The 23,320-nt window shown below is 37.0% G+C and carries 26 protein-coding genes and 1 other annotated feature; of the genes, 17 read left to right on the forward strand and 9 right to left on the reverse strand.

Annotated features, from left to right (window positions below; genetic code table 11):
- On the forward strand, positions 1-1,272 hold the full coding sequence (locus ACE198_RS12380) for a sensor histidine kinase (protein WP_098575265.1): 1,272 nt from the start codon (positions 1-3) through the stop codon (positions 1,270-1,272).
- A 137-nt stretch (positions 1,273-1,409) separates the two neighbouring features.
- Positions 1,410-1,949, forward strand: a complete 540-nt coding sequence (locus ACE198_RS12385) for a PepSY-associated TM helix domain-containing protein (protein WP_375375746.1) — start codon at positions 1,410-1,412, stop codon at positions 1,947-1,949.
- A gap of 50 nt (positions 1,950-1,999) precedes the next feature.
- On the opposite strand, the gene ACE198_RS12390 is transcribed toward ACE198_RS12385, so the two are convergent.
- Both ACE198_RS12390 and ACE198_RS12395 read right to left on the reverse strand, forming a co-directional pair.
- Complete coding sequence (locus ACE198_RS12390) at positions 2,000-2,893, reverse strand: cupredoxin domain-containing protein (RefSeq protein WP_375375747.1); 894 nt, start codon at positions 2,891-2,893, stop codon at positions 2,000-2,002.
- Between the two features lie 153 nt (positions 2,894-3,046).
- Entirely contained in the window at positions 3,047-3,178 is a 132-nt protein-coding gene (locus ACE198_RS12395) for a hypothetical protein (protein WP_285851280.1), read from the reverse strand.
- A gap of 155 nt (positions 3,179-3,333) precedes the next feature.
- Positions 3,334-3,548: a binding site (T-box leader), on the forward strand.
- Positions 3,549-3,615: 67 nt separating this feature from the next.
- Between ACE198_RS12395 and proS the strand changes: the two genes are divergently transcribed.
- Both proS and ACE198_RS12405 read left to right on the forward strand, forming a co-directional pair.
- Complete coding sequence (proS, locus tag ACE198_RS12400; protein ID WP_373561717.1) at positions 3,616-5,055, forward strand: proline--tRNA ligase; 1,440 nt, start codon at positions 3,616-3,618, stop codon at positions 5,053-5,055.
- A 330-nt stretch (positions 5,056-5,385) separates the two neighbouring features.
- Positions 5,386-5,952, forward strand: a complete 567-nt coding sequence (locus ACE198_RS12405; RefSeq protein ID WP_375375748.1) for a GNAT family N-acetyltransferase — start codon at positions 5,386-5,388, stop codon at positions 5,950-5,952.
- Between the two features lie 43 nt (positions 5,953-5,995).
- Here ACE198_RS12405 and ACE198_RS12410 read toward each other — a convergent pair whose 3' ends face one another.
- Both ACE198_RS12410 and ACE198_RS12415 read right to left on the reverse strand, forming a co-directional pair.
- Complete coding sequence (locus tag ACE198_RS12410; protein WP_375375749.1) at positions 5,996-6,583, reverse strand: YdcF family protein; 588 nt, start codon at positions 6,581-6,583, stop codon at positions 5,996-5,998.
- A gap of 287 nt (positions 6,584-6,870) precedes the next feature.
- Positions 6,871-7,719, reverse strand: a complete 849-nt coding sequence (locus ACE198_RS12415) for a DegV family protein (protein ID WP_098575273.1) — start codon at positions 7,717-7,719, stop codon at positions 6,871-6,873.
- A gap of 296 nt (positions 7,720-8,015) precedes the next feature.
- On the opposite strand from ACE198_RS12415, the gene hmpA reads away from it, so the two are divergent.
- The 7 genes from hmpA (at position 8,016) to ACE198_RS12450 (ending at position 14,166) form a co-directional block, all read left to right on the forward strand.
- The gene (gene hmpA / locus ACE198_RS12420) at positions 8,016-9,230 is read left to right on the forward strand and encodes an NO-inducible flavohemoprotein (RefSeq protein WP_098575274.1); all 1,215 of its coding nucleotides are present in this window, start codon (positions 8,016-8,018) and stop codon (positions 9,228-9,230) included.
- Positions 9,231-9,409: 179 nt separating this feature from the next.
- A complete protein-coding gene (locus ACE198_RS12425; RefSeq protein WP_375375750.1) occupies positions 9,410-10,018 on the forward strand; it encodes a DedA family protein in 609 nt (202 codons plus the stop codon).
- A gap of 181 nt (positions 10,019-10,199) precedes the next feature.
- A complete protein-coding gene (locus ACE198_RS12430) occupies positions 10,200-10,973 on the forward strand; it encodes an SGNH/GDSL hydrolase family protein (RefSeq protein WP_251460627.1) in 774 nt (257 codons plus the stop codon).
- Between the two features lie 13 nt (positions 10,974-10,986).
- Entirely contained in the window at positions 10,987-11,901 is a 915-nt protein-coding gene (locus ACE198_RS12435; protein ID WP_251460629.1) for an ABC transporter ATP-binding protein, read from the forward strand.
- Positions 11,894-12,874, forward strand: a complete 981-nt coding sequence (locus tag ACE198_RS12440) for an ABC transporter permease (RefSeq protein ID WP_375375751.1) — start codon at positions 11,894-11,896, stop codon at positions 12,872-12,874. The genes ACE198_RS12435 and ACE198_RS12440 overlap by 8 nt, the downstream gene beginning before the upstream one ends.
- 82 nt (positions 12,875-12,956) lie before the next feature.
- Positions 12,957-13,325 (forward strand): VOC family protein, encoded by a 369-nt coding sequence (locus ACE198_RS12445; protein WP_098575279.1) that lies wholly within the window; start codon positions 12,957-12,959, stop codon positions 13,323-13,325.
- Positions 13,326-13,602: 277 nt separating this feature from the next.
- Entirely contained in the window at positions 13,603-14,166 is a 564-nt protein-coding gene (locus ACE198_RS12450; protein ID WP_098575280.1) for a hypothetical protein, read from the forward strand.
- 304 nt (positions 14,167-14,470) lie between these two features.
- Here ACE198_RS12450 and ACE198_RS12455 read toward each other — a convergent pair whose 3' ends face one another.
- Positions 14,471-14,686, reverse strand: coding sequence for a twin-arginine translocase TatA/TatE family subunit (locus ACE198_RS12455; protein WP_098575281.1), 216 nt, complete (start codon positions 14,684-14,686; stop codon positions 14,471-14,473).
- 11 nt (positions 14,687-14,697) lie between these two features.
- On the reverse strand, positions 14,698-15,720 hold the full coding sequence (locus ACE198_RS12460) for a M42 family metallopeptidase (RefSeq protein ID WP_180230190.1): 1,023 nt from the start codon (positions 15,718-15,720) through the stop codon (positions 14,698-14,700).
- A gap of 249 nt (positions 15,721-15,969) precedes the next feature.
- On the opposite strand from ACE198_RS12460, the gene ACE198_RS12465 reads away from it, so the two are divergent.
- Positions 15,970-16,281, forward strand: a complete 312-nt coding sequence (locus ACE198_RS12465) for a hypothetical protein (protein WP_098575283.1) — start codon at positions 15,970-15,972, stop codon at positions 16,279-16,281.
- A gap of 87 nt (positions 16,282-16,368) precedes the next feature.
- Here ACE198_RS12465 and corA read toward each other — a convergent pair whose 3' ends face one another.
- Both corA and ACE198_RS12475 read right to left on the reverse strand, forming a co-directional pair.
- The gene (corA, locus tag ACE198_RS12470; RefSeq protein WP_251460635.1) at positions 16,369-17,319 is read right to left on the reverse strand and encodes a magnesium/cobalt transporter CorA; all 951 of its coding nucleotides are present in this window, start codon (positions 17,317-17,319) and stop codon (positions 16,369-16,371) included.
- 193 nt (positions 17,320-17,512) lie between these two features.
- Positions 17,513-18,694, reverse strand: coding sequence for a TIGR04053 family radical SAM/SPASM domain-containing protein (locus tag ACE198_RS12475; protein ID WP_375375752.1), 1,182 nt, complete (start codon positions 18,692-18,694; stop codon positions 17,513-17,515).
- Positions 18,695-19,068: 374 nt separating this feature from the next.
- Between ACE198_RS12475 and ACE198_RS12480 the strand changes: the two genes are divergently transcribed.
- Both ACE198_RS12480 and ACE198_RS12485 read left to right on the forward strand, forming a co-directional pair.
- Positions 19,069-19,842 carry a C40 family peptidase gene (locus ACE198_RS12480; RefSeq protein ID WP_375375753.1) on the forward strand — a complete coding sequence of 258 codons (774 nt, stop codon included), beginning with the start codon at positions 19,069-19,071 and terminating at the stop codon, positions 19,840-19,842.
- Positions 19,843-19,952: 110 nt separating this feature from the next.
- Positions 19,953-20,582: a TVP38/TMEM64 family protein gene (locus ACE198_RS12485; protein ID WP_375375754.1), complete on the forward strand. Its 630-nt coding sequence runs from the start codon at positions 19,953-19,955 to the stop codon at positions 20,580-20,582.
- On the opposite strand, the gene ACE198_RS12490 is transcribed toward ACE198_RS12485, so the two are convergent.
- Positions 20,579-20,929, reverse strand: a complete 351-nt coding sequence (locus ACE198_RS12490; RefSeq protein ID WP_375375755.1) for a hypothetical protein — start codon at positions 20,927-20,929, stop codon at positions 20,579-20,581. The two genes, ACE198_RS12485 and ACE198_RS12490, sit on opposite strands and share 4 nt — an antisense overlap.
- Before the next feature lie 98 nt (positions 20,930-21,027).
- Here ACE198_RS12490 and ACE198_RS12495 point away from each other — a divergent pair, with 98 nt between their 5' ends.
- The 3 genes from ACE198_RS12495 (at position 21,028) to trhA (ending at position 23,308) form a co-directional block, all read left to right on the forward strand.
- On the forward strand, positions 21,028-21,633 hold the full coding sequence (locus ACE198_RS12495) for a LysE/ArgO family amino acid transporter (protein ID WP_098575289.1): 606 nt from the start codon (positions 21,028-21,030) through the stop codon (positions 21,631-21,633).
- Positions 21,634-21,781: 148 nt separating this feature from the next.
- Positions 21,782-22,150, forward strand: a complete 369-nt coding sequence (locus tag ACE198_RS12500; RefSeq protein WP_098575290.1) for a hypothetical protein — start codon at positions 21,782-21,784, stop codon at positions 22,148-22,150.
- Between the two features lie 510 nt (positions 22,151-22,660).
- Entirely contained in the window at positions 22,661-23,308 is a 648-nt protein-coding gene (gene trhA, locus ACE198_RS12505) for a PAQR family membrane homeostasis protein TrhA (RefSeq protein ID WP_098575292.1), read from the forward strand.
- The last annotated feature ends 12 nt before the right edge of the window (positions 23,309-23,320 follow it).

Genomic DNA, 23,320 nt, shown 5'->3' on the forward strand with positions numbered 1-23,320 from the left:
ATGTTTCGGCAAACACTTATTAAATTAACCTTTCTAAATTCATTAGTATTTATCGTTCTTATAAGTATACTAGGGACCGTCATTTATTTTTATACAAGTAATAAATTATATAAAGATGTCAACCAATCCCTGCTCGAATCGATAGAACATTTACAACAGCAGCCGGATGGACCAGGTGGAATTCGAGAAGGTAATGGGGGGATTGGAGGGCAATTTCCAAAATTTATTAGGCGGGACCCACGGATATTATCCCTGATCTGGGATGAAGACAACCAGTTGTTGTTGGGACAAAATCGGGATGCGGACATTTTTGAAGGTAATGAGAAGTTAATCAAGCCTACAGAATTTAATACTTTAACAGATGTGGATGTTGAGGATTTTTCATTTAGGTATATTGCCTTTAAGGTGGAACATCCCCAATTAGGAAGAATAACCGTTCAATTCATTCGCAATGTGAATTCTGAACAAGAATTATTGAATAGACTTTTGTTAATAATGTTAATTGGGATGGGTGTTGGAATTATTTGTGCCGTTGCGTCAGGTTATTTTTTAGCGGGAAAGGCATTAGTCCCAATTAAAAAAGCTTGGCAGAAGCAGACAGAATTTGTATCTGATGCCTCGCACGAGCTAAGAACCCCATTAGCGGTTATCCAGGCAAAAACGGAAGTCCTATTTCGGGCTCCAAAAGCAACTATTCAGGATCGGATTCTTGATATATCAACGATTTCCAATGAATCAAGAAGGCTTTCTAAATTAGTGACCAACTTATTAACTCTTGCTAGATCGGACTCTGATCAAATTGAGGTCAAAAAGGAACAATTCCAACTCGATGATTTGTTAAAAGAAATTCTTCAACAATATGAAGAAATTGCATTGTATCAAGAAAAATCGCTTTATTTACAAGAAACGGAACCTGTGCGATTTTTTGCTGATAAAGCAAGAATTCATCAATTAATCGTCATATTATTAGACAATGCCATGAAATATACAAATGAAGGCGGGGAAATACTGCTTTCATGTTCACAGAATCATTCCTCCATTTTTCTTAAAATAAAGGATACCGGGATTGGTATTCCAGAAAAAGATATTCCGAAAATCTTTGACCGTTTCTATCAAAGTGACAAGGCGAGGACGGCTGCTGAAGGAACAGGACTCGGTTTATCGATTGCAAAATGGATTATTGAGAAACATCATGGTAAGACAAAGGTGCAAAGCACGCCAGGTAAAGGAACGACAATTGAAATCATTTTCCCAAAAACCCAAAAAAATTAAATTTTTTGGTTTTTTTATTCAAAAAAATCAAGGTAGATCTATTTCTTAAGAAAAACTTAAGGAACCCCCTTCATAATGTGTTTGATATTATTCAGGCAAAGATTTTTACATGGAAAACTGAAGGGAGAAGTCTTAACGTGAAGAGTACGAGAAAGGCACATCTATGGATAGGCTTAATTGCTTCCATTTTCATCTTTATCGAGTCCTTAACAGGATTGTTAATGAATGAACCTTGGTTAATCGGTCAAACACAGTTTCAAGGTGGAAAGGGGAATTTCCAGCCAGGTCCATTTAACCAAGGCGAGCGTCCCCAAGGAATGAATGGCGGTTTTGAACAAGGAAATCAACAAAATTCAGGACCTCAGGGCGGCGGCCCATTTCAAGGACAAGCTAATGGTCAGAATGGAAACGGTCAGTTCCAAGGGCAACGCGACTTTAGGGAAAATGGAAACCTGCCGGAGGGAATTCGTGGACAAAGGCCGGGGCAAGGGTCGATTATGTCAATCATCCGGGGCCTTCATGAAGGTAGAATTGGCAATACAAATGTGAAATGGTTAATAGATTTAACCGCCGTTGCCTTAATGATTCTAACAGGGACAGGAATCTATCTTTCTATGAAAGTTATCGCTGCAGAAAATAAGCGAAAGAAGCGGCAGGCAGAAAGCTTATTTGAATAGATTAATAATGTAAAAGCACACGATAGAAATTCGTGTGCTTTTTGTCCAGTCTATTCTACAATAATTGTCCCTTTAAACATTTGCATTCCACAGCTAAAGGTGTATGTGCCTGAATGATCAGGAGTAAAGGTTAGTTTTGTAGTACCCGTTTTTAAGTTGACATTGTTAATATTAAATTCAGGAATCATAAAGGTGGAGATACAATTCGTACTATCAAGCGGGTTGTTTATATCTAGTTCAACCGGAACACCTTTTTTGACACGAATGACATTTGGGGTATACCCCTGGGTGGTGACCTCCATCTTAACAAGCGGCTTGCTTTCCTTTGTTACATCCACTTCCGTTTTGGGAACTTCTTGACTTTCAGCGGCTTGGGCAGTTTCTGTTTGGTTTGATTTACTTTGACCCGGAATTTCTACCAAATCACTGCTATACATAAACAGAAATAACGATACCAGCACAATTCCTCCAGCGATAATCGCAAATGGCGAAAGTTCCTGTGTATCAAGGGATAATTTATTATTGGATTCAACGAAAATATACATAATCACGAATCCAATAATCAGGATATAGAATCCCAACAAGATTCCTAATAGAATTGTTGGATTAATAAATTGAATAAATGCACCAAGGATGGCGCCGATAATTCCGCCTATTAGACCAGAAATAGAGCCCATTAAGATAGCTAAAATCCCGATTGGGTGGCCTGCTAAGAAGCCAATGACAAATCCGATAATCATACTGACTCCGACTACTAGAAAAATCTCACCTGAAATGATGCCAATGATACTGCCGGTCAGTAAACCGGTAATCACTGCAATAACCATACTAATCATTGTTCCAGAGGTAGTAGCTAGTTTATTTTTATGGCGGTAGACAGAATAGATGGAATATCCGGTTCCAGTGGAAACTATAATTGCCGTAATGATCGTATATATATTCATTTTTGGTCTCCTCTTACGTGTGATTGATTAACAACATAAGAGTATTATAAATGCAAATAAACCGTTTAAATTTGTATATTCAGTGATTAATATGAACGTTTTATGAATATTGTTGAGGGAAGATAAGTCATGTGTAGTTTTTGGGAGATGTATTTATTCCTTTTTTTCTTTATCAAGGGTATTTTTATAAATCCGTTTCATTGCCTCATTTTGCATCCTGATATATTCTAGCAAAAATTCTTTCTCTTCTTCCTCTTGTCGGAGATCATCTTTTTCTTTATCCATGGAAACCACCACCCCATTTTTTATAATTACTAGCATTTTAACCGATTTATACACATGTTTAAAGTCAATGAGAAGGTAATTTGTTGACATCAGAAAAATATTCCATAAAAAAATTGACTTTTTTCATTTTGAAATATATAATTTTCAAAAATACTATTGAAACTATGACGGGGATTAGTAAAGTGAAATGGTCTTACCAAGAGAGGAAACCATTGGTGTGAGGTTTCTTAAGACGGTCATTTGAACCTGCCACCCGAGTTCTGTATCGAATTTAAAGATACATGCGGATCATGTCCGTTATCAAGGAAAGTGTATAGAGCAATTTTGCTTTATGAATTTAGGGTGGTACCGCCAGGCCTTGGTCCCTTTTTAGGATCAAGGTCTTTTTGTGCAGAAAAGCGGATACGCCCATATCTTTATTTTAAAAAAATAATGAGGTGTCAAACATGGCAAAAGAATTTGTAAAAGATGTTACGGCAATGGACGATGATTTCGCCCAGTGGTATACAGATGTCGTCACTAAGGCTGATTTAATTGATTATTCAAGTGTGCGTGGTTCAATGATTATCCGCCCGTATGGCTATGCTTTATGGGATAATATAAAAAATGAGCTGGATCGACGAATAAAGGAAACAGGGCATGAGAATGTTTATATGCCATTGTTCATTCCTGAAAGCTTGCTTCAAAAAGAAAAAGATCATGTCGAAGGTTTTGCACCTGAAGTGGCATGGGTTACACATGGCGGGTCTGAACCATTAGCAGAACGATTGGTTGTGCGACCAACATCTGAAGTTCTTTTCTGTGAGCATTATAGCAACATTATTCATTCTTACCGGGATCTGCCTAAGCTCTATAACCAATGGGCAAACGTTGTACGTTGGGAAAAAACCACTCGTCCGTTCCTACGGACATTAGAGTTTTTATGGCAGGAAGGTCATACTGCCCATGCGACAGACGAAGATGCAATGGAAGAAACCATTAAAATGCTAAATGTATATGCCGCTGTTTGTGAAGAAATCCTTGCAATTCCGGTTGTAAAAGGACAAAAAACAGAAAAAGAAAAGTTTGCCGGTGCAAAAGCGACTTTTACCATTGAAAGCTTAATGCACGATGGAAAAGCATTACAGTCAGGTACTTCTCACCACTTTGGTACAGGATTTGCAGAGGCTTTTAACATTCAGTACACGGACAAAGAAGGAAAGCTTCAGTACGTGCATCAAACGTCATGGGGCTTTACAACAAGAATTATCGGTGCTCTAATCATGGTTCACGGCGACGACCGTGGTCTCGTAATTCCACCAAAAGCAGCGCCAACTCAAGTGATGATTGTGCCGATTGCGCAGCATAAAGAAGGCGTCCTTGATTTTGCTTATGATTTGAAAACGTCCCTTGGTAAAGTTGCTCGTGTTGATATTGATGCCAGCGATAAAAAACCAGGTTGGAAGTTCAATGAATATGAGATGAAGGGTATTCCAGTCCGCCTAGAAGTTGGACCTAAAGATATCGAAAACAAGCAAGTGGTTTTAGTAAGACGCGATACTTTAGAAAAAGTGTTCGTGCCACTAGATCAATTAGAAGCAAAGCTTGTTGAGTTATTAGATGAAATCCAAACAAATCTTTATAATAAGGCTCTAAATCACCGTGAAGAAAGAACCTCAGTTGCTTTAACACTAGGTGAATTAAAAGAGTCACTTGAAGCTAAACCTGGTTTCATTAAGGCGATGTGGTGCGGCGAATTAGCCTGCGAGGAAAAAATCAAAGAAGATACTGGAGCAACATCAAGATGTATTCCATTTGAGCAAGAACAAGTATCGGAAAAATGTGTCTGCTGTGGAAAAGATGCTGACAAGATGGTTTATTGGGCAAAAGCATACTAAAAACAGCAATTTTGGGCTCTTCCTTGTATGGGAAGAGTCTTTTTTAGTGCCGTATTGAGGCGATATTTGGGTAATGAGTGAATTTTTAGAATCGATGAGCGAATTTTTCAATTCGATGAGCGAATATGATGGTCTTATGAGCGAATTTCACAGTTAAATGAGCGAATTTTTTTCTGCTGTTAATCAGCGGATTTTCCTATCAGCGAATCTTCCTAATTAATCAGCGATTTTTCTCATCCAATCAGCGAATCCATTCCAAGGTCATTTTTTTTGAAAAAGGAATTACAAAATCAGCAACGAATATTTTAAATTCACAAGGAGGGCAAAATTATGAAACCAATACTATTAGATTTTTCAGAAGAGTTTTACACAGAGAGATTACTAATACGCAATCCTTTACCCGGAGATGGTAAAGCTGTTTACCAAGCCATGCAGGCATCCTTAACCGAACTAAAAGACTGGATGCCTTGGGCCTATCAAGAGCAAACAGAGGACGATGTTGAAATTAATATTCGTGATGCACATGCCAAGTTTCTAACCCGTGAGGATTTGAGGTTACATATTTTTAATCGGGAAACAGGGGAATTCATAGGTTCATCAGGTTTGCACAGAATCAACTGGAGTATACCAAAGTTTGAGATTGGCTACTGGATTGATTCTCGCTATAGCGGGAAAGGGTATATTACCGAAGCAACCGAGGCAATTACTAAATTTGCCTTTACCGAACTTAAAGCAAATCGGGTGGAAATCCGCTGCGACTCCCAAAATATCAAGAGCAGGGCCATTCCTGAACACCTAGGATTTAACTTAGAGGGGATTTTACTAAATGATGGACTTTCTGCTGATGGTAAAGGATTACGAGATACATGTATTTATGCAAAAACAACCAAAGATTAATAACAAAAGAGTACTGAATCACAGTACTCTTTTGTTTATAAAATTAGTCAAGGATATATCTCTTTAAATAAAATTTTGTAATGGCTAAATATTCACGTGAATAGGATTTTGGCACGGCAATCCATGGAGTTTCTGCTGGAAGTCCCTGCACCTCTAGTCCGTAGTCTCGAGCAATGGAAACGGCACGGTAGATATGAAAATTATTTGTCACCACCAGACCAAGCCTTTCACCCTTAGGAATAAGCCTTTTAGAAAAGTTAATATTTTCATACGTATCAGTCGATTGATCCTCTAAAATAATCCGAGCATCGCTTATGCCCTGCTCGACCAGTTCTCTTCTAATCGATTCCGCTTCAGAGATATCTTCACTAGGTCCCTTTCCACCAGATGCGATGACAATTGTATTTTTATTTTTCTTTAAATAATCTGCTGCCGCATTAATTCTACTCGCAAATGCAAGGGAAGGGACGGTGCCCTTCACCCTTGCCCCGAGAACAATCAAATAGTCTGCATTTTTAGGAACGTCTTTATGACTATATTGACTAATTTTAAATTGTAAAAATCCAATATAAATCAAACCTAAAGTAACAAGAACACCTAACAATACAAACACTCTTTTCATATTTTTCATCATTTCAAACCCATTTCATGTTATTTTTAAACTTCTTATATAAATAATAGATTAAAGTGGAGGAAAACTCTAACATATTTTTGAAATAGAGTATAATAATAGAAGAATTAATTGCATTTAGTGCCTACACATTTAATAATGGGAGGGGAACGACTTGAGTCCAATTGTTCCCGTAATCATCTCTTTTTCGATGTAACGGGCACAAATAACTTCTAACGTTACAACATGTAGAATCTCTTGCAACCGAATAATAGAAAAAAGGACTGAATTCATCAGTCCTTTTTCGATTATTCGCAAACCCACGAAAGTCCTAGAGTTCCAACCCCCGTATGCACTCCGGCAACAGTAATTAGCATCATTATTTCCGTTTCAATTTCCGGAAATGTTTCGTTGACTAATTTCTCTAACGCAGTTGCCCGTTCGATATCGTTAGCATGGACAATAGCTGCTTTCCTAACAGTTTTTGTTTCCAAATCGGTTTTTAAATTATTAATTAACCATGCAATGGATTTTTTTTCCGTTCTAACTTTATCTTTTATCTTAGCGCCTCCATCTTCAATTGCTAAAATAGGCTTGATATTAAATAGGGAGGCTAGGATGGCTTGGCCTCCGGATACTCTGCCGCTTTTTTTGAGTTGGTCCAAATTTGATGGGACTAAATATAAACGAGTGTGCTCGCGTAATCCATTAAGTTTGGCCTCCACTTCACTGATTTCATAGCCTTGTTCTACTAGTTCAATCCCTTTTTTTATTAAAAATGAGAGTGGGTAGGAGCCGGTCATGGAATCGATAGGTACCAATTTAAAATCAGCCATTTCCGCTGCCATCACAGAGGTTTGAAATGTTCCGGATAGTAAGCTGGAGGCATGGATAGCGATTCCAAAATCATAGTTTTCCTTTAACTTTGTATAAAGTTCCACAAAATCACCAAGTCCTGGCTGAGAGGTTTGAAATTTCGAGTCTTCCTTTTTCATTCGCTCGTAAAACTCTTTTTGAGTGATATCTATTGTTTCCTTGTAGGACTCTTGGTTAATGACAATATTTAGTGGAACCACATGAATATTATTTTGCTCAATAAATTCTTTGCTGAGAGAAGCCGTGGTGTCAGTGATCCACGCAATTTTTGCTTTGTTCATCTTAATCCTCTTCCTCGGGTAAATATCCCTAACTTAAGTATCTAAACCGCAAAAGTGCGGCAGAAAGTTTGTGTATTTTTGATATATTATGATAACTAGAATCAACATTACAAGAATACATATTTTACGACAAGTTATATTTGTCATATTCAAAAGTGAACATTTTGTGACTAATGTACCTAGTTCGAATTATTCAAAAATAGCTATGTGTGATTTGAATCACTTAATACGCGTATGAAATTTCATATAATCACTATGAGAATAGTAATTACAAAATTACATAGGGAGTGTTATTCATGTTAGATCAAAAAACAATTGGAATTATTAAATCTACTGTACCTGTATTAGAAAAACATGGTGAAGCCATTACCACTCGGTTTTACCAATTGATGTTTGCTAACCATCCTGAATTATTAAATATCTTTAATCATGCCAATCAAAAACAAGGTAGACAACAAAAGGCATTGGCTGGAACGGTCTATGCCGCTGCCATGTATATTGATAATCTGGAGGCAATTCTTCCGGTTGTTAAACAAATAGCGGAAAAGCATAGAAGTCTTGGAATTTTGCCAGAGCATTATCCGATTGTTGGCAAACATCTTTTACTAGCCATTAAGGATGTACTAGGTGATGCAGCAACAGATGAAATTATTGATGCATGGGCGGCAGCATATAATGTCATTGCCGATGTTTTTATTAGTGTTGAGGCAGAATTATATGATGAAACAGTAAATAAACAAGGAGGCTGGAGTGGATTCCGCAATTTCATTGTTGATCGAAAGGTAGTGGAAAGTGAAGTGATTACCTCGTTTTACTTAACACCTGAAGATCATAAGGCAATTGCAGATTTTACCCCTGGACAATATATTAGTATCAAATTAGAAATAGCTGGTGAAAAATTTACTCATATTCGTCAATACAGCCTATCAGATGCTCCGGGTAAGGGTTATTACAGAATCAGCGTGAAACGTGAGGCGGGAACTGAAAATCCAGATGGTATGGTGTCAAACTATTTACATGATGGTGTGAATCAAGGTGATATTTTAAAAGTTAGTGCTCCAGCAGGCGACTTTGTTTTAAATACTGAAAAAAATACTCCTGTCGTGTTACTTAGTGGGGGGGTTGGTTTAACACCAATGATGAGTATGTTAAAGACAGTTGTAGAGGTTCAGCCAGAACGGAAAGTCACTTTTGTTCATGCCGCTGCCAATGGAAATGTCCATGCTTTAAGAGCTGAAGTAGAGGAATTATCGAAATTAGACAATGTCAATTCATATTTCTTCTATGATTCACCAACTGAAGAAGACCGCAAAAATAATCGATTTGATGTGGAAGGATATGTAACTCGCGATTGGCTGCAAGAAAAAGTCAATTCAAAGGATGCGGATTTTTATTTCTGTGGACCGGTACCATTTATGAAAGCAATTAATCGATCATTAAAGGAAATTGGTGTAACTGAAGATCGAATTCACTTTGAATTTTTTGGACCAATGGGGAATCTAGAAGAATAGTAAAAAAGCCGATTTCTGCTGGAAATCGGCTTTTTTAATGCTTTTGCAAACACTATTTTTAAAATACCAATAAATTGATGGAAAGCGATACTATATTAGAGAAGAATGGATAAAATACCAATATTGATTAATGAAAATTAATTGATATAAATCCAAAAAGAGAAAGGAGCTTTCCATCATTGCAATATTTAACCACAATTATGAACGAGTATGGATATCTTGTTCTTTTTCTTTCGATTGCGCTAGGAATATTGGCGCTTCCAATCCCGATGGAAGCAGTGCTGGCATATGCAGGTTTTCTATCCTTTCTTGATCAACTCAATTGGTTCGGTAGTATTCTCTCCTCAGCATTAGGATGTACCTTAGGTATGCTGCTCTCCTATTGGGTGGGATTTAAACTCGGTATGCAATTTTTTGAAAAGCATGGCAAACGGATTCATATAGAGTCAGAGCGTTTAGAGGCCATTTCAAATTGGATAAGAAAATATGGAAATAAACTGTTACTCATATCATTATTCATCCCCGTATTTAGACATTTCATTGGTTACTTTTCTGGGATTACTCGTGTTCCAATTAAGGTTTATACTTTATATACGGGAATTGGATCGACCCTTTGGGTTTCGAGTTTTATTTTTATTGGAAAAAGCCTTGGACCACAATGGGATATATTTTTTGAAGCCATTAAGAAATACGTGTTTCTAACAATTATCGTCCTTTTTATTCTAATTGGCGCCATATATTTGTTTAAGAAAATTAGGAATGTTGTTATGGAAACAGGAACCAAATAAATGAACAAAACAAAGGAATTCTCTTTGAGGTTCCTTTATTTTTATTGTGTAAGTAATGATTAATGATAATGATCAACGCCACCATGGAATTTTTCAGTAATTACAAGTATTGAAAGTTTGATTCATATCGCAACTATGATTAAATGAAAGAAAGAAATGGCCAGAAAGGATGTTATTTGCATTGAATAAGAATGTCATTCGTTCGATTACAGGCATAGCTGTGTTGTTTTGCCTCCTCTGGCTGGTCGGGCTTGGCTGGGCAGTAGGCGAGTATTATGCGGGAAAACCGGAGAAGGTTCCGGAAGTAAAGCGTGTTTCCAGGGTAGAAAATAAAAAAGAATTAAACATCGTGGCCCTAGGTGACTCCTTAACTCGAGGAACGGGAGATGAGACTGGAAAGGGGTATGTCGGTGTTTTGGCAGATGAAATCAAGGAAAAAACAAAACGTCCCGTTCAACTTACCAATCTCGGCATTAATGGACAAAGGTCTGATTCACTAAGGAAACAAGTCCAAGAAACCGAAGTAGGCCGCCAAATCGGGAAAGCTGATATGGTGCTGGTCACGATTGGCGGGAACGACTTGTTCCGAGGGGGCCAAGCATTAATGGACTTTGAAACAGAAGATATTGCTTCCATTGAAAAGAAGTACTTGGACAATTTAAAATTTGTTTTAAAACAAATACGCAATAACAATCCAAATGCCAATGTGTTTTTCATTGGATTGTATAATCCGTTTATTGATTTAGATCAAGGAAAAGAAATGTCAAAGGTGGTACGCCATTGGAATTATGACAGTGCTGAAGTTAGTGCTTCTTTTCCGAAAATTGTATTTGTTCCAACCTTCGACTTGTTTGAGTTAAAGGTAAATGATTATCTATATTCAGATAAGTTTCATCCAAACTCAAAAGGGTATCGTTTAATTGCCGAACGAGTTGCCTCACTGCTCACCTGGTAAGGAGGGGAAATCGATGGAGAAAAAAATTACATTATCCGTTAAAGATTTAAAAAAAGTGATTGGAAAAAAAGAAATTATTAAGGGACTTACTTTTGATCTTTGTGAAGGAGAGGTATTTGGATTTTTAGGACCAAATGGAGCAGGTAAGACAACTACTATCCGCATGCTTGTCGGATTAATCAAACCAACATCAGGCAGTATTCTTATTTGTGGTTCTAATATTGAGGGAAATTTCCAAAAAGCAATGACAAACCTAGGCTGTATTGTGGAAAATCCAGAATTATATCCCTATTTGTCAGGCTATAATAACCTTCTTCATTTTGCCAGAATGATCGAAGGAATCGGTGAAGAACGGATTAAAGAAGTGACTGAACTTGTCGGTCTAACAGAAAGAATTCATGATAAGGTAAAAACTTATTCCTTAGGGATGAGACAGCGTCTTGGGATTGCTCAAGCATTATTGGGAAACCCAAAAGTGTTAATCCTTGATGAGCCAACAAACGGCTTGGATCCGGCAGGGATTCGGGAAATGCGCCAATTTATTCGTTATCTTGCAGAGGAAGAAGGTTTAAGTGTTCTAGTTTCAAGCCATCTTTTAAGTGAGATCCAGCTTTTATGTGATCGAGTCGCGATCATATCCAAAGGGACAATCATCCGAACCGATACGGTCCAACAATTGCTTTCCAATCGAGAACGAGTGGTTTGGCATATACAACCACTTGATCGAGGAAGGGAAGTATTACGTTCTCTAACAAACATTGAAGAAACAGATGAAGGTACTATTTTGACGGAATTTAATGAAAAAAAGATTCCTCTATGGAATAAGCAATTGGTTGAAGCCGGTGTTTCCGTGATGGAAATGAATCGAAAAATGCCAGTCCTGGAAGATTTATTCCTCGAGCTAACCGGGGGTGACATGATTGAATAAGTTAATTCAGAATGAAATGATGAAACTGATTGCTAAGAAACGGCTCATTGTTATTGCTATCATTATTGGCGTTCTTGTCATGCTATTTACATATGCACAATTTAAACAAGTACAAACACAACGTGAAAAACTAGGAACCAGTGATTGGCGAACAATATTACAACAGCAGATTGTTGATACGACGAATCGTTTAAGCAGCAGTCGAATAACAGATGAATGGAAAAAACAGCTGCAAATCTCTCTCCAGCAGCAACAATATTATCTCGATCATGATATCAATCCATCTGAGCCGGGTGCCCCAACGTTTATGAGAATTTTTCTAGAAAACTCGATTGATCTGTTTATTCCCTTAATGGTTATGGTGATTGCCAGTGATCTGGTCTCTTCTGAACATAGCTTAGGATCGATCAAGCTGCTGTTGACCAGGCCTGTCAAGAGGTGGAAGGTGCTTTTGAGTAAATATTTTACCCTGTGTTTAGCGATTTCCTTAATCATTGCGATTGCAGGGGTTCTTTCCTATTTAATTTCCGGTCTGGTCTTTGGTTACAAGGGGTGGGGTGCCCCAATATTGACAGGATTTAATGTGACTGAGACTGGATTAAATACGTCTGAAGTCAAGTTGATGGGTCAGTGGAAATTTTTGTTAATGGACTTTGGACTAGTCTGGTTTGTATCCATTGTTGTTGGTACCCTTTCCTTTATGCTGTCAGTATTGATTCGAAGTACAGCAGCTGGTATGGGTGTAATGCTTGCCTCATTAATCTCAGGAGCCATTTTAACAAACATGGTATCCTCATGGGAATCCGCCAAGTACCTTTTTATGGTCAATTTGCGGTTAACTGATTATATGAAAGGAACAGCACCACCGATCGAAGGAATGAACCTTTCATTCTCAATACTAGTACTCTTCGTTTGGTGGGCAGGAGCCATCTTTGTTTCATTCTTTGTCTTTACTAAAAGAGATGTATATTAAACCAAAGAAATTTTGAACTTGAAAGAAAATTATAAAATTATTAAAATATAAGAGAGGAGAATTGACAAATGGAGGAGTGTTTATGTCATTTGCTATAAAAAAGATCGATCATATCCAACTTGCTGCCCCTAAGGGATGTGAAGAAGCCGCGAGGGAATTTTTTGGTGGAATCCTCGGATTAATCGAAGTAGAGAAACCTGCAGAATTAAAGAAACGAGGCGGTGTTTGGTTCGAATTTGGGACCTTTCAACTTCACATCGGTGTAGAAGAACCGTTTTCACCAGCAAAAAAAGCACATCCTGCCTTAGTTGTTGAGAAGATCGAAGAATTAAAAGTTCATCTACGTGAAAAGAGAGTGGCATTTACAGAAGATGAACTTCTTCCAGGAGCAAATAGAATTCACCTCCATGACCCCTTCGGCAATCGTCTTGAGATTTTAGAATGGGAATAGGAAAATGCCTTTAATAAATAAAAAACAGCCCCATTCCTATTGGAATGGGGATTTGCCTTTAATTGGGGGATTGAAGGCCATATTAGAATGAGAAATCTTTTGTATTGTGAAATGCTTCACATATCTTCTATTCATAGAATACTCCACTTCAAATAATTCCACAAGAGTATTTTTACTAAAAATTTGTCAAATTGGTAAATTTTTTTTCAATTACTGGGAATGATAATATCGTACCAGAGATGAAATTTACTAAATACGTTTGTGGAAGGAGATACTTATGAAGTTTAAATTGTTACTTTTATCATTAGGCATATTAATGTCAGTGCCTGGAATGGCCGCCGCCGCCCCAGCCACACCAGATACCTCCAATGGTGAACAGAGGGAAAAAGCCCCTTGTAATTGTGAAGAAAAAGGGCATCGCAACATGATGCATAAAGATTGGCAAGCAAAGATGGAAGAAAGACAGAAAATGCTTCTTTCCTGGGTAGATCAGTATACACCAGAGAAAAAAGCAGAATGGACGACAGTCCTGGCCGAGAAGAAAACCCTAATGAACAAATGGATGAGTCCTGAAAATGCTGCTAAACGTGAAAAATGGAAAAAGGAAAAAATGGCAAAAATTGTAGAATTAAAAAAACAATTGGATGCTGGAAAGATAACAAAAGAAGAGTTTTTCAAACAAGCACACGGTGGAAAAGAAATGTCCCATTGGAAAACATTCCATGAACTAAAGATGTCAGTTGAAAAGAAGGATAACAAACAAGCAACATTACTATTAAACCAATTGTTAGAACAAAGTAAACAACATAATCAAAAAATTAAGGAATTACTTAAAAAATAATAAGTTTAGCCAAAAAAACTAATTCAAACAGGAGAATTAGTTTTTTTATTTTCTAATAGTAAATAATTACATGTTAAAAGGACGTGATTAAGGGAACATTTAAGAGTGACAAACATAGAGGAGGCTTCAAAATGAAGAGAAAAAATCTAATGATGACAACTGTTGCTCTAGGTGCGGCATATTTACTCCGTAATCCAAAATCCCGGAAAAAATTAATGAATCAAGTTCAATCGTTTACGAGAAAATAGTATCCAGAAAACATCCCCTTCAAGTGATTGAAGGGGATGTTTATTGGAGTTGAGAATTACTTCTTTAAATTAATTGTACCTTGTTGTGTTTCTTTGATATCTTCTTTTATTTCTTCCCTTATATCTTCCGCAATTCCATCAGTGGCTTTTTTAAATTCACGAATCGAACGGCCAAAGGCACGGCCAATTTCAGGGAGTTTGTTTGGACCAAAGATGACTAAAGCTACGATTAAAATCAAAATTAATCCTGGTACACCAATATTTGAAAACATATTTTCATCTCCTACTGGATTAAATCCGCCTGCACGTAATGATACAGTAGTTTTGCAGTATTTTCAATGGAAGTTTCATGTGTTCGCTCGAATGCATGGGATGAATCGATACCAGGACCGATTAAGCCATGGACGATATCATGACCTGAGCGGATTGCAGCTGACGCATCTGAACCGTAGAAAGGATATATATCTAATTTATAATCGATGTTATTCTCTTCCGCAAGTCGCACTAAGTTCTTTCTCAATTCAAAATGATACGGTCCACTTGCATCCTTCACACAGATGGAAACAGTATATTCATCAGTTGATTGTCCGTCGCCCATTGCCCCCATATCTACTGCTAAATATTCGACAGTTTCGGGAGTAATATTTGAGTTTCCACCGTATCCGATTTCTTCATTATTGGAAATTAAGAAATGCGTTGTATGGGGCAGGGGAATATTTTCCGACTTAATTTGTTTTATTAATTGTAGAAGAATTCCCACACTTGCTTTATCATCCAAATGACGCGATTTTATATAACCACTTGGTGTGATTTCTACGCGGGGGTCAAATGAAACAAAATCACCCACTTCAATTCCAAGTGCACGAACTTCTTCAGCATTATGTACCTTTTCATCAATTCTTATCTCAATATTGTCCTGATTGCGCTCCGCTTTTCCTGCATCTTTATAGACATGGACAGAAGTTTGGTGCATTAATATGGTGCCCGTAATTCTTTTTCCGCTGTTTGTTTCAATTTGACAATATTCGCCTTCAATGGAGTTGTACTTAAACCCGCCAATTAGATCGATCTTTAAGCGTCCATTAGATTTCACTTCTTTTACCATTGCCCCAAGTGTATCCACATGTGCTGTCAGCATCCGATGTTTACTTGAATCCTTTCCTGCAATTGTTGCGATTAGCCCTCCTTTACGGTTTCGATAGGTTTGAATTTGTAATTCAGCTAGGAATTTTTCAACATAGGTAATCACTTCATTCGTATTGCCGGATGGACTTGGAATGGTTACTAAATCAGCTATTAATTTCATTGTTTCTTTGGTATTTGTGTTTACCACAGCAACTGCTCCTTTCTAAATACTCTTACATACTATTATACATAATTATGACTTTCATGTGTTTATTCGCAATTGTGGTTAACTATTACAATGACAATGCATAACTTACCAAGTGTTAATTTTTTTCAAATGGATTAAAAAAATTTGGTTTGGGCATTAATGAAGTATTCGAACTATTTGGACAAAATTATATTGCGTCAGACACAATTGGAGGATAAAAAATTGACCAGAACTGAACTATACCATCCCAAACCGAAACATTCCTTCATAAAAAGTTTATTTATTTTAATAATCATGTGCTTTGTAGTAACTGTCGGATTCTTTGTATTTCGGCACTATTATCAAAACACAATTAAAATTGAAGCTCCGATTGAAAACCCAGGACCAAAGGTGGTAATTCATCTGCCAAATGGGCAAAAGGTATATACCTATGAAAATTTACTTTTCGAAAAAGATGGAAAAACCTATTATAAAGGCGAGCGGAATACGATTGATTTAACAGGTGGTATTGTTGACTATGAAGAGTGGAAATAAACAGCGACTTGGGAAAAGAAAGGACTAGCGGCAGGAGCTAGTCCTTATTTCATGCCTGTCGCACCTGATCAGATGCATTTGCTTTTATTATTTAAACCATCCTTTTTTCTTAAACCAAAGAGACATGCCCATCGCAACTAAAATCATTAGAATCAGCGTAGAAATAAAACCAAATTTCGACGATAGCCCAGGCATATAGCGAAAATTCATTCCGTACAATCCAGCGATGAAAGTGAGGGGCATGAAAATCGTGGTGATCACGGTTAAAACCTTCATGACATGATTGGTTTGATGTGAGTTAAGTGAAATATAGCTGTCACGGATATCTGTGGTAAGTTCACGGTTTGCCTCAATCATTTCTGTTAACTTCAGTAAATGGTCATGAATATCAGAATAGTATTCCCTTTTTCCATGGATGAATGTAAGTCGCTGTGAATTTAGGACTCTGTATATAAGATCGCGCATCGGTGAAATGGTGTGCCTCAATGATAGTAGATGGTGCCTTGTATCAAATAAATCCTCCAGCAATGCCTCCATGGATCTTCCTCTAGGATTCTCGTCAATCTCAGTTAATCGTTCTTCGATTTTAAAGACTTGTGGGAAATAACTATCAACCATTTTATCAAGTACAAGGTATAGTACATGTGTTGGCTCCCACTTTTCAATGTTAGTGGACTCAGTAAATCGTTTCCATACCGCCTCAATTTCAGTTGAAGGGCTAAGGTGAAAGGAAACGATAAAGTTTTCACCTAAGAAAAAATCAATCTCGTCTCTTTTAAGTGTTTGGTGATTTAGGGATTGTGTAATAAAAAAAGTGTGGTCCTCGTAATAATCCAACTTAGGTCTTTGTAAATGATTAATACAATCTTCGATCGCCAATGGATGGAAATGAAAAGGATCTCGTAGATATTCGATTTCCTCATCAGTTGGCAGATGAAAATCAACCCAATACCATTTATATTCCCCTTTAAGCAAATCATCGATTGCGATATCGTTAACCAATTCATAATTTTTATTTACAGCAATTGTCTTAATCATAATAACTCCTTATCTTGATTGACCATCCTCTTTTATAGGATGGTATAATTTAGGAGAAAAATACCTTCTAATGAGGAGTATATTAAGAAAGAAGTTGTTAAGAGGTAAAAAAATATACATTGTAGATAAGGGGCAAATGAATAAAAAAGAAGCATTCTAAAAGTAGAATACCTCTTAATTTTATCTTTAAATATTACACACTAGGTGAAGTTTCTTTATTCCTCATCGCTTGTGGTATGTAAACACAGAAGGGTTCACTTTCCATATAGTCCCCAGTAACTGCATAGGTACGCGAACGAGAGCCGCCGCACATTTTGTTATATTCACAGATGCCGCATTTTCCTTTGTAGTGATCTGGCTTGCGTAGTTCTTTAAATACTTTGGCCTCTCGGTAAATTTCAGCGAGCGGGGTATCACGGATGTTTCCACCAACGATTGGAAGTAATCCACTTGGCATGACATCACCAATATGAGAGACAAATGCAAAGCCGTTGCCATCATTTACACCTTTAGGTGCACGCTTTAAACCATCATGCATAGAAGCAAAATCAGTTGTTATGGAATCTTCGTAATGAATTTCGCCTTTTTCAATCAATTGTTCTCGTGTTTTTTGTTGCAATACAACTCTACGGTAATGCTGGGCTGCCGTTGTTTTGATATCATAGGGAGCCGTTTTGCTCAATTCATATAACCAACGGAACACTTTTTCATGTTCAGCAGGAGAGATACAAGCGTCCATTTGTCCTCTGCCTGTAGGAACTAGCAAAAAGATATACCACATGACTGCGCCAAGTTCGCCGACAAGCTTAGCCATCTGTTCAAGCGAATCATAATTATAACGAGAAATGACGGTATTGATTTGCAGCGGCATATCTAATTCGTTTAAGTACTTAATTTTTTCAACGGTTAGATCAAATGACCCTGGAGTCCCACGGAAGTGGTCATGTATTCCTGGGGTTGGACCATCTAAGCTAAAGCCCCAGCGAGAAAGTCCGACATCCTTGAACATTTTCATTTTTTCTTTGGTAACATTAGCAGTAGCACTTGGTGTCATCGAAACACGCATGCCTTTTTTGATCGCATAATCAGCAAGCGCATAAAGGTCTTCTCTCATCATACAATCCCCGCCTGTAAATACGAGCATTGGATTGTCCATTTCATAGATTTGATCGATTAAATTAATTCCTTCATCATGTGTTAGTTCGCGTGGGTCTGGAGTAAGCTGCGCATCAGCACGGCAATGAACACACTTAAGTTGACAAGCTCTTGTGACTTCCCAAATAACAATAAATGGATTCTTGTCATAATCAATTACATTTCGCATTCCATGAGGATGCCCCATAGCATGAGGATGTCCTTTCCCTAATCCTTGCATCATCATCACCCAAATCATTATGATTTATAAAACTATAAAGATTGTTTCTATAGGTTTATTATAGGTTTAACAGACTAGAGTGCATGGTAGGTTTGTTACAATATTTCTACATTACTCGTATGAATAATCAGAATTCTATTAATCCCTTAATCATCTTTTCTATTACATTTATGTTACAAAAATATTATTAAAAATAAAATTCTTATGCAAATCGTTACATAAATAGGATTGAGGAGCAGTCTGTTTGTAATATTAAAGGTCTTCTTTTCCAATACTATTATTTTTTACCAAGTAAGCCATATCTTTGGGGATTCAAACAACCCTTAAAATTCGTTTATGATGGTATTACAAAAACGAAATGAAGGGGTTCAACGATGAAAAAACATCTATTATCTATCGCAGCAACGGCGGGGATCCTGTTTTCTACATATGCTGGAGCGGCAAGTGCACACGAAAACATTTATACCGTACAGTCAGGAGACACACTTTGGAAAATTTCACAAGCTAATAAGGTCACTGTAGCAGATTTGAAAATTTGGAATCACCTAACATCTGATTCTCTTAATGTAAATCAAAAGCTGACCTTATTAGCACCACACAGCCATGAAACGGCAACGATATCCTATACCGTTCAAAAAGGGGATACATTATACCTAATCGCTTCTCGTAATAAATTATCCGTTGCTCAGCTTAAATCACTGAATAATCTTACAACTGATACGATTTATGTTGGACAAGTCTTGAAACTTACTACAAGTGGGATTTCAACACCAGTGCCTGCTCCAACGGTATCAAAGGCGCAAATGGTAATGGATGAAGCCAAAAAATACATTGGGACACCGTATTTATGGGGCGGAAATACACCTGCTGGTTTTGATTGCAGTGGATTAACGAGTTACGTGTTTAATAAGGTAGGAGTATCAATTCCTCGGACAGCGGCCACTCAATGGTCAGGAATGAAGTCTGTCAGCACCCCAAAACCCGGAGATTTAGTATTCTTTGAAACATATGCTCCAGGTCCTACCCATGTAGGGATTTATTTAGGCAACAACCAATTCATTCAAGCGGGTTCAAAAGGTGTATCCATCGCAGATATGACAAATTCCTATTGGAAACCAAAATACCTTGGTGCGAGAACAGCATTTTAATAGATAAGCAGGAGAGGGCCTTTTCAACACGAAGGGCTCTTTTATTTTTCCAAAATTAAAAATATAGTATGATAGGATTAATCAAAAAATGAAGTGAATGGAGTTGTCGGATGTTTAAAAGAGTATTAAGTATAGGGATTCTACTGTTAATCATAGCAATAGGTTTATTTCAAAAAGATGAATTACTTCAGCTTTTGAAACAAGGGGGAGCCCTATCTATTTTGATTAGTATGTTATTAGTAGCAATTTGTGTTTTTTTTCCTGTCATTCCATTTCCAGTTCTAGCAGGAACAATTGGTGCGGTATTTGGAACTTCTCAAGGGGTGATTGTATCCTTAACAGGAGCCATGGTAGGAACAATGGCATTCTTTTTCCTATCTAGGTATGGTTTTCGTGATTATGCTCAGCAAAAACTAATGAAATATCCGAAGGTTCAAGAATACGATGAGTTTTTAAACAAGAATTCCTTTGTGGCAATCTTAACCTGTCGATTAATTCCAATCATACCGGCACCGGTTGTAAATATCGTGTGTGGTTTAAGTCATGTCAAATGGCTAACTTTTTTTACGGCATCATTCATTGGGAAAATACCAAATATTCTTCTATTATCGTATGCTGGTGCATTATTTAGTAACAACAAGCTCTATTCTTTTGGAGTATATGGAGTATATTTGATTATTATTTTTATCATTAACTTTATAATTATTTATCGAAAACAAGCAAATAAATCAATGGATTAAACGACTTCTCGAATGTTTAAATCATTTTGTTTTTCAACTGAGATGACTTTATTGAAAAAGCTTTTTAAGATAAGCCATTTAGCTGGATAACTGTAAATGAAATCTTCCATCACCTGGGAGGAATAGTATAAAAAACAATCGATGCTTACTTTTTCCTTTTTTAAGTCGTAAAGAAGCGCATGTGGAATGGTGTAATAGTCATTCAATTGATAAGGATTGAATTTTACGACTTGAATTTTTTGCTCATTGATAAAATTTTTTAAAGATTGTTCTTGAATGGCTATACTTTCTTCCTTGTTAAGTCCATCCAAACAGATACGATCATTGATAAAATAAATACCCTGCATCACATAACACCCCGATTTTTTTTCTTAATTGGTATTGTTATTGACAGGGTTTAGAGGAAGTATACTTCCTTTTGAAAATACATATGGAGAGATAAAAAATGATAAGTGCTGCAATACATGGATTTATTCTAGCTTTTGGGCTCATTCTGCCACTTGGAGTCCAAAATGTGTTTATTTTTAATCAAGGGGCGATGCAGTCGCGTTGGATTTATGTCCTACCAGTCGTTTTGACGGCTTCCATTTGTGATACACTACTTATTTCATTAGCTGTTTTTGGTGTCTCGGCAGTTGTTTTAGGGATTACTTGGATTAAAATGACGTTAGTGCTTGGGGGAATTCTTTTCTTACTATACATGGGGTATTCTACGTGGAAAAGTAAACCTAAAGACGAGAAAATAACAGGTGATACATTTTCACCCCGAAAACAGATTATGTTTGCTGCTTCAGTTTCTTTATTAAACCCTCATGCAATCATGGATACCATTGGAGTAATTGGTACTAGTTCTTTATCCTATTCGGGCTCAGCCAAAATTACCTTCATGGTGGTATGTATTTTGGTTTCCTGGCTTTGGTTCATTGGCCTGTCGATCGTAGGGAGATTGGTAGGTAGGATAGATTCTTCAGGGAGATTTATTCTTATTTTAAATAAAATTTCCGCCCTAATTATGTGGGGAACGGCGATTTATCTTATGATTTCTTTTTAACGAAATAGGTATTCTTATTATTATTTGGAAGATATATTTGCGAATGCTATCGATGGTTTATGTAGAATCTATTCTTGGGTTGAAAATTCAATCCTAATTTTCCACGATAAATGGTTTTCACATCCAAAATATTGGAGGTAACGCACACATGCAAACCATTCAACATTCGATTACACACATTAATCAATGCCGTCAACTCGCTCAGCAATTAATCCAACAGACACAACAAGCAAATCATCAATACCAACAAATGCTTCAAAATGAACAACAAAATACACAGATGCTAGAGCAAATGATGCAAAAGGAAAGAATGGCAGTTCAAACCATTCAGCAAAGCCTTCAAGGGCATGAGTTAGCAATCCAAAGATGCCAAGAGGTAATTGCGCAGTGTAATCAAATGGAGAGAGAACTATCTGGACAAGCGGGATCAGTTGGATTTCAAACCCAAACGTATATGAACCCTGTTTTCCAAGCACAGCCGTTTCAAAACTATCAGAACCCTTCTTTCCGTCAATAACGAAAGTCTAAACAGCAACAAAAGCACGCATTTAAGAATGAATGCGTGCTTTTTCCATAAGAAAAAAATTACCCAGCTATTGGCTGGGTATGCAAAACTAATCTATATTTTAAGGGGGCGGAGGTTTAAGGTTCTTCCGTGAACCTATTTATAGGATAAGGGATAAATATTAATAAATTATGAACGAAAGATTAATAGTATAAGAAAAGGTGATAAAATGAGAGATTTTCATTGTTGCGCGACATGCAGGCATTTTAAAGCAGAGAAAAGGGCAGAGGGAATGCACTATTTTTGTAGTCGTTTAGGCTTTGAAACAAAAACGACCTACAAATTTAATTGCTGGAATCCGAAAGAAAACATTAAGAAAATAATTGATAATAATAGGAAGGATATTGATACTCAAGGATGAGTTACACTTTTTTCTATATTTAATGACAAATATACATTGTCCTCCTGTCATTATCATGTTACTTTCATCAATATTAATTAAGGGGTAGGGAGAGAATTCTAATGGCTGCAACACATGTTTTTTCAAAGAAAGAAGAACTAGCGAATTCAATCACACACGGAATAGGAGTAATGCTTAGTATTGCTGCCTTAGTTATATTGATTATATATGCTTCCCTGTACGGGAACGTCTGGCATATCGTAAGTTTTACAATCTTTGGTGTAACAATGTTTATTCTTTATATGTCTTCAACATTGCTCCATAGCTTCCCGGAAGGAAAGGTAAAGGATCTTTTTGAGATTTTTGATCATTCCTCTATTTACTTCTTTATTGCCGGTACCTATACACCATTTCTATTAATTGTAATTAAAGGAGCCCTGGGCTGGACACTGTTTGGAGTTGTTTGGGGACTGGCGATTGCTGGCACCGTCTTTAAATGCTTTTTTGTGAAAAAGTACCTTTTTACCTCTACGCTTCTCTATGTAGTCATGGGGTGGTTAATTGTTTTTGCATGGAAACCTTTAGTAAATAATCTCTCTCCACAGGGTATGACCTATTTAATTATTGGCGGTGCCCTTTATACACTAGGTGCCATATTCTATGTTTGGAGAGGGTTTAAGTATCACCACGCGGTTTGGCACGTGTTTGTGTTGGCCGCAAGTGCAGCCCACTTTTTTTGTGTGTTATTTTATGTTTTGCCAATAAATTAAAAGAAACAGCTC

This window comes from Neobacillus sp. KR4-4, assembly GCF_042136325.1.
Lineage (GTDB): Bacteria > Bacillota > Bacilli > Bacillales > Cytobacillaceae > Neobacillus.

What these genes read in the sequence shown, in the direction of transcription:
- ACE198_RS12380 (WP_098575265.1), top strand. Translation starts at nt 1, where the DNA reads ATGTTTCGGCAAACACTTATTAAATTAACCTTTCTAAATTCATTAGTA.
- ACE198_RS12390 (WP_375375747.1), bottom strand. Translation starts at nt 2,893, where the DNA reads ATGAATATATATACGATCATTACGGCAATTATAGTTTCCACTGGAACC.
- ACE198_RS12395 (WP_285851280.1), bottom strand. Translation starts at nt 3,178, where the DNA reads ATGGATAAAGAAAAAGATGATCTCCGACAAGAGGAAGAAGAGAAAGAA.
- ACE198_RS12405 (WP_375375748.1), top strand. Translation starts at nt 5,386, where the DNA reads ATGAAACCAATACTATTAGATTTTTCAGAAGAGTTTTACACAGAGAGA.
- ACE198_RS12410 (WP_375375749.1), bottom strand. Translation starts at nt 6,583, where the DNA reads ATGAAAAATATGAAAAGAGTGTTTGTATTGTTAGGTGTTCTTGTTACT.
- ACE198_RS12415 (WP_098575273.1), bottom strand. Translation starts at nt 7,719, where the DNA reads ATGAACAAAGCAAAAATTGCGTGGATCACTGACACCACGGCTTCTCTC.
- hmpA (WP_098575274.1), top strand. Translation starts at nt 8,016, where the DNA reads ATGTTAGATCAAAAAACAATTGGAATTATTAAATCTACTGTACCTGTA.
- ACE198_RS12435 (WP_251460629.1), top strand. Translation starts at nt 10,987, where the DNA reads ATGGAGAAAAAAATTACATTATCCGTTAAAGATTTAAAAAAAGTGATT.
- ACE198_RS12445 (WP_098575279.1), top strand. Translation starts at nt 12,957, where the DNA reads ATGTCATTTGCTATAAAAAAGATCGATCATATCCAACTTGCTGCCCCT.
- ACE198_RS12450 (WP_098575280.1), top strand. Translation starts at nt 13,603, where the DNA reads ATGAAGTTTAAATTGTTACTTTTATCATTAGGCATATTAATGTCAGTG.
- ACE198_RS12455 (WP_098575281.1), bottom strand. Translation starts at nt 14,686, where the DNA reads ATGTTTTCAAATATTGGTGTACCAGGATTAATTTTGATTTTAATCGTA.
- ACE198_RS12460 (WP_180230190.1), bottom strand. Translation starts at nt 15,720, where the DNA reads ATGAAATTAATAGCTGATTTAGTAACCATTCCAAGTCCATCCGGCAAT.
- corA (WP_251460635.1), bottom strand. Translation starts at nt 17,319, where the DNA reads ATGATTAAGACAATTGCTGTAAATAAAAATTATGAATTGGTTAACGAT.
- ACE198_RS12475 (WP_375375752.1), bottom strand. Translation starts at nt 18,694, where the DNA reads ATGCAAGGATTAGGGAAAGGACATCCTCATGCTATGGGGCATCCTCAT.
- ACE198_RS12480 (WP_375375753.1), top strand. Translation starts at nt 19,069, where the DNA reads ATGAAAAAACATCTATTATCTATCGCAGCAACGGCGGGGATCCTGTTT.
- ACE198_RS12485 (WP_375375754.1), top strand. Translation starts at nt 19,953, where the DNA reads ATGTTTAAAAGAGTATTAAGTATAGGGATTCTACTGTTAATCATAGCA.
- ACE198_RS12490 (WP_375375755.1), bottom strand. Translation starts at nt 20,929, where the DNA reads ATGCAGGGTATTTATTTTATCAATGATCGTATCTGTTTGGATGGACTT.
- ACE198_RS12495 (WP_098575289.1), top strand. Translation starts at nt 21,028, where the DNA reads ATGATAAGTGCTGCAATACATGGATTTATTCTAGCTTTTGGGCTCATT.
- ACE198_RS12500 (WP_098575290.1), top strand. Translation starts at nt 21,782, where the DNA reads ATGCAAACCATTCAACATTCGATTACACACATTAATCAATGCCGTCAA.
- trhA (WP_098575292.1), top strand. Translation starts at nt 22,661, where the DNA reads ATGGCTGCAACACATGTTTTTTCAAAGAAAGAAGAACTAGCGAATTCA.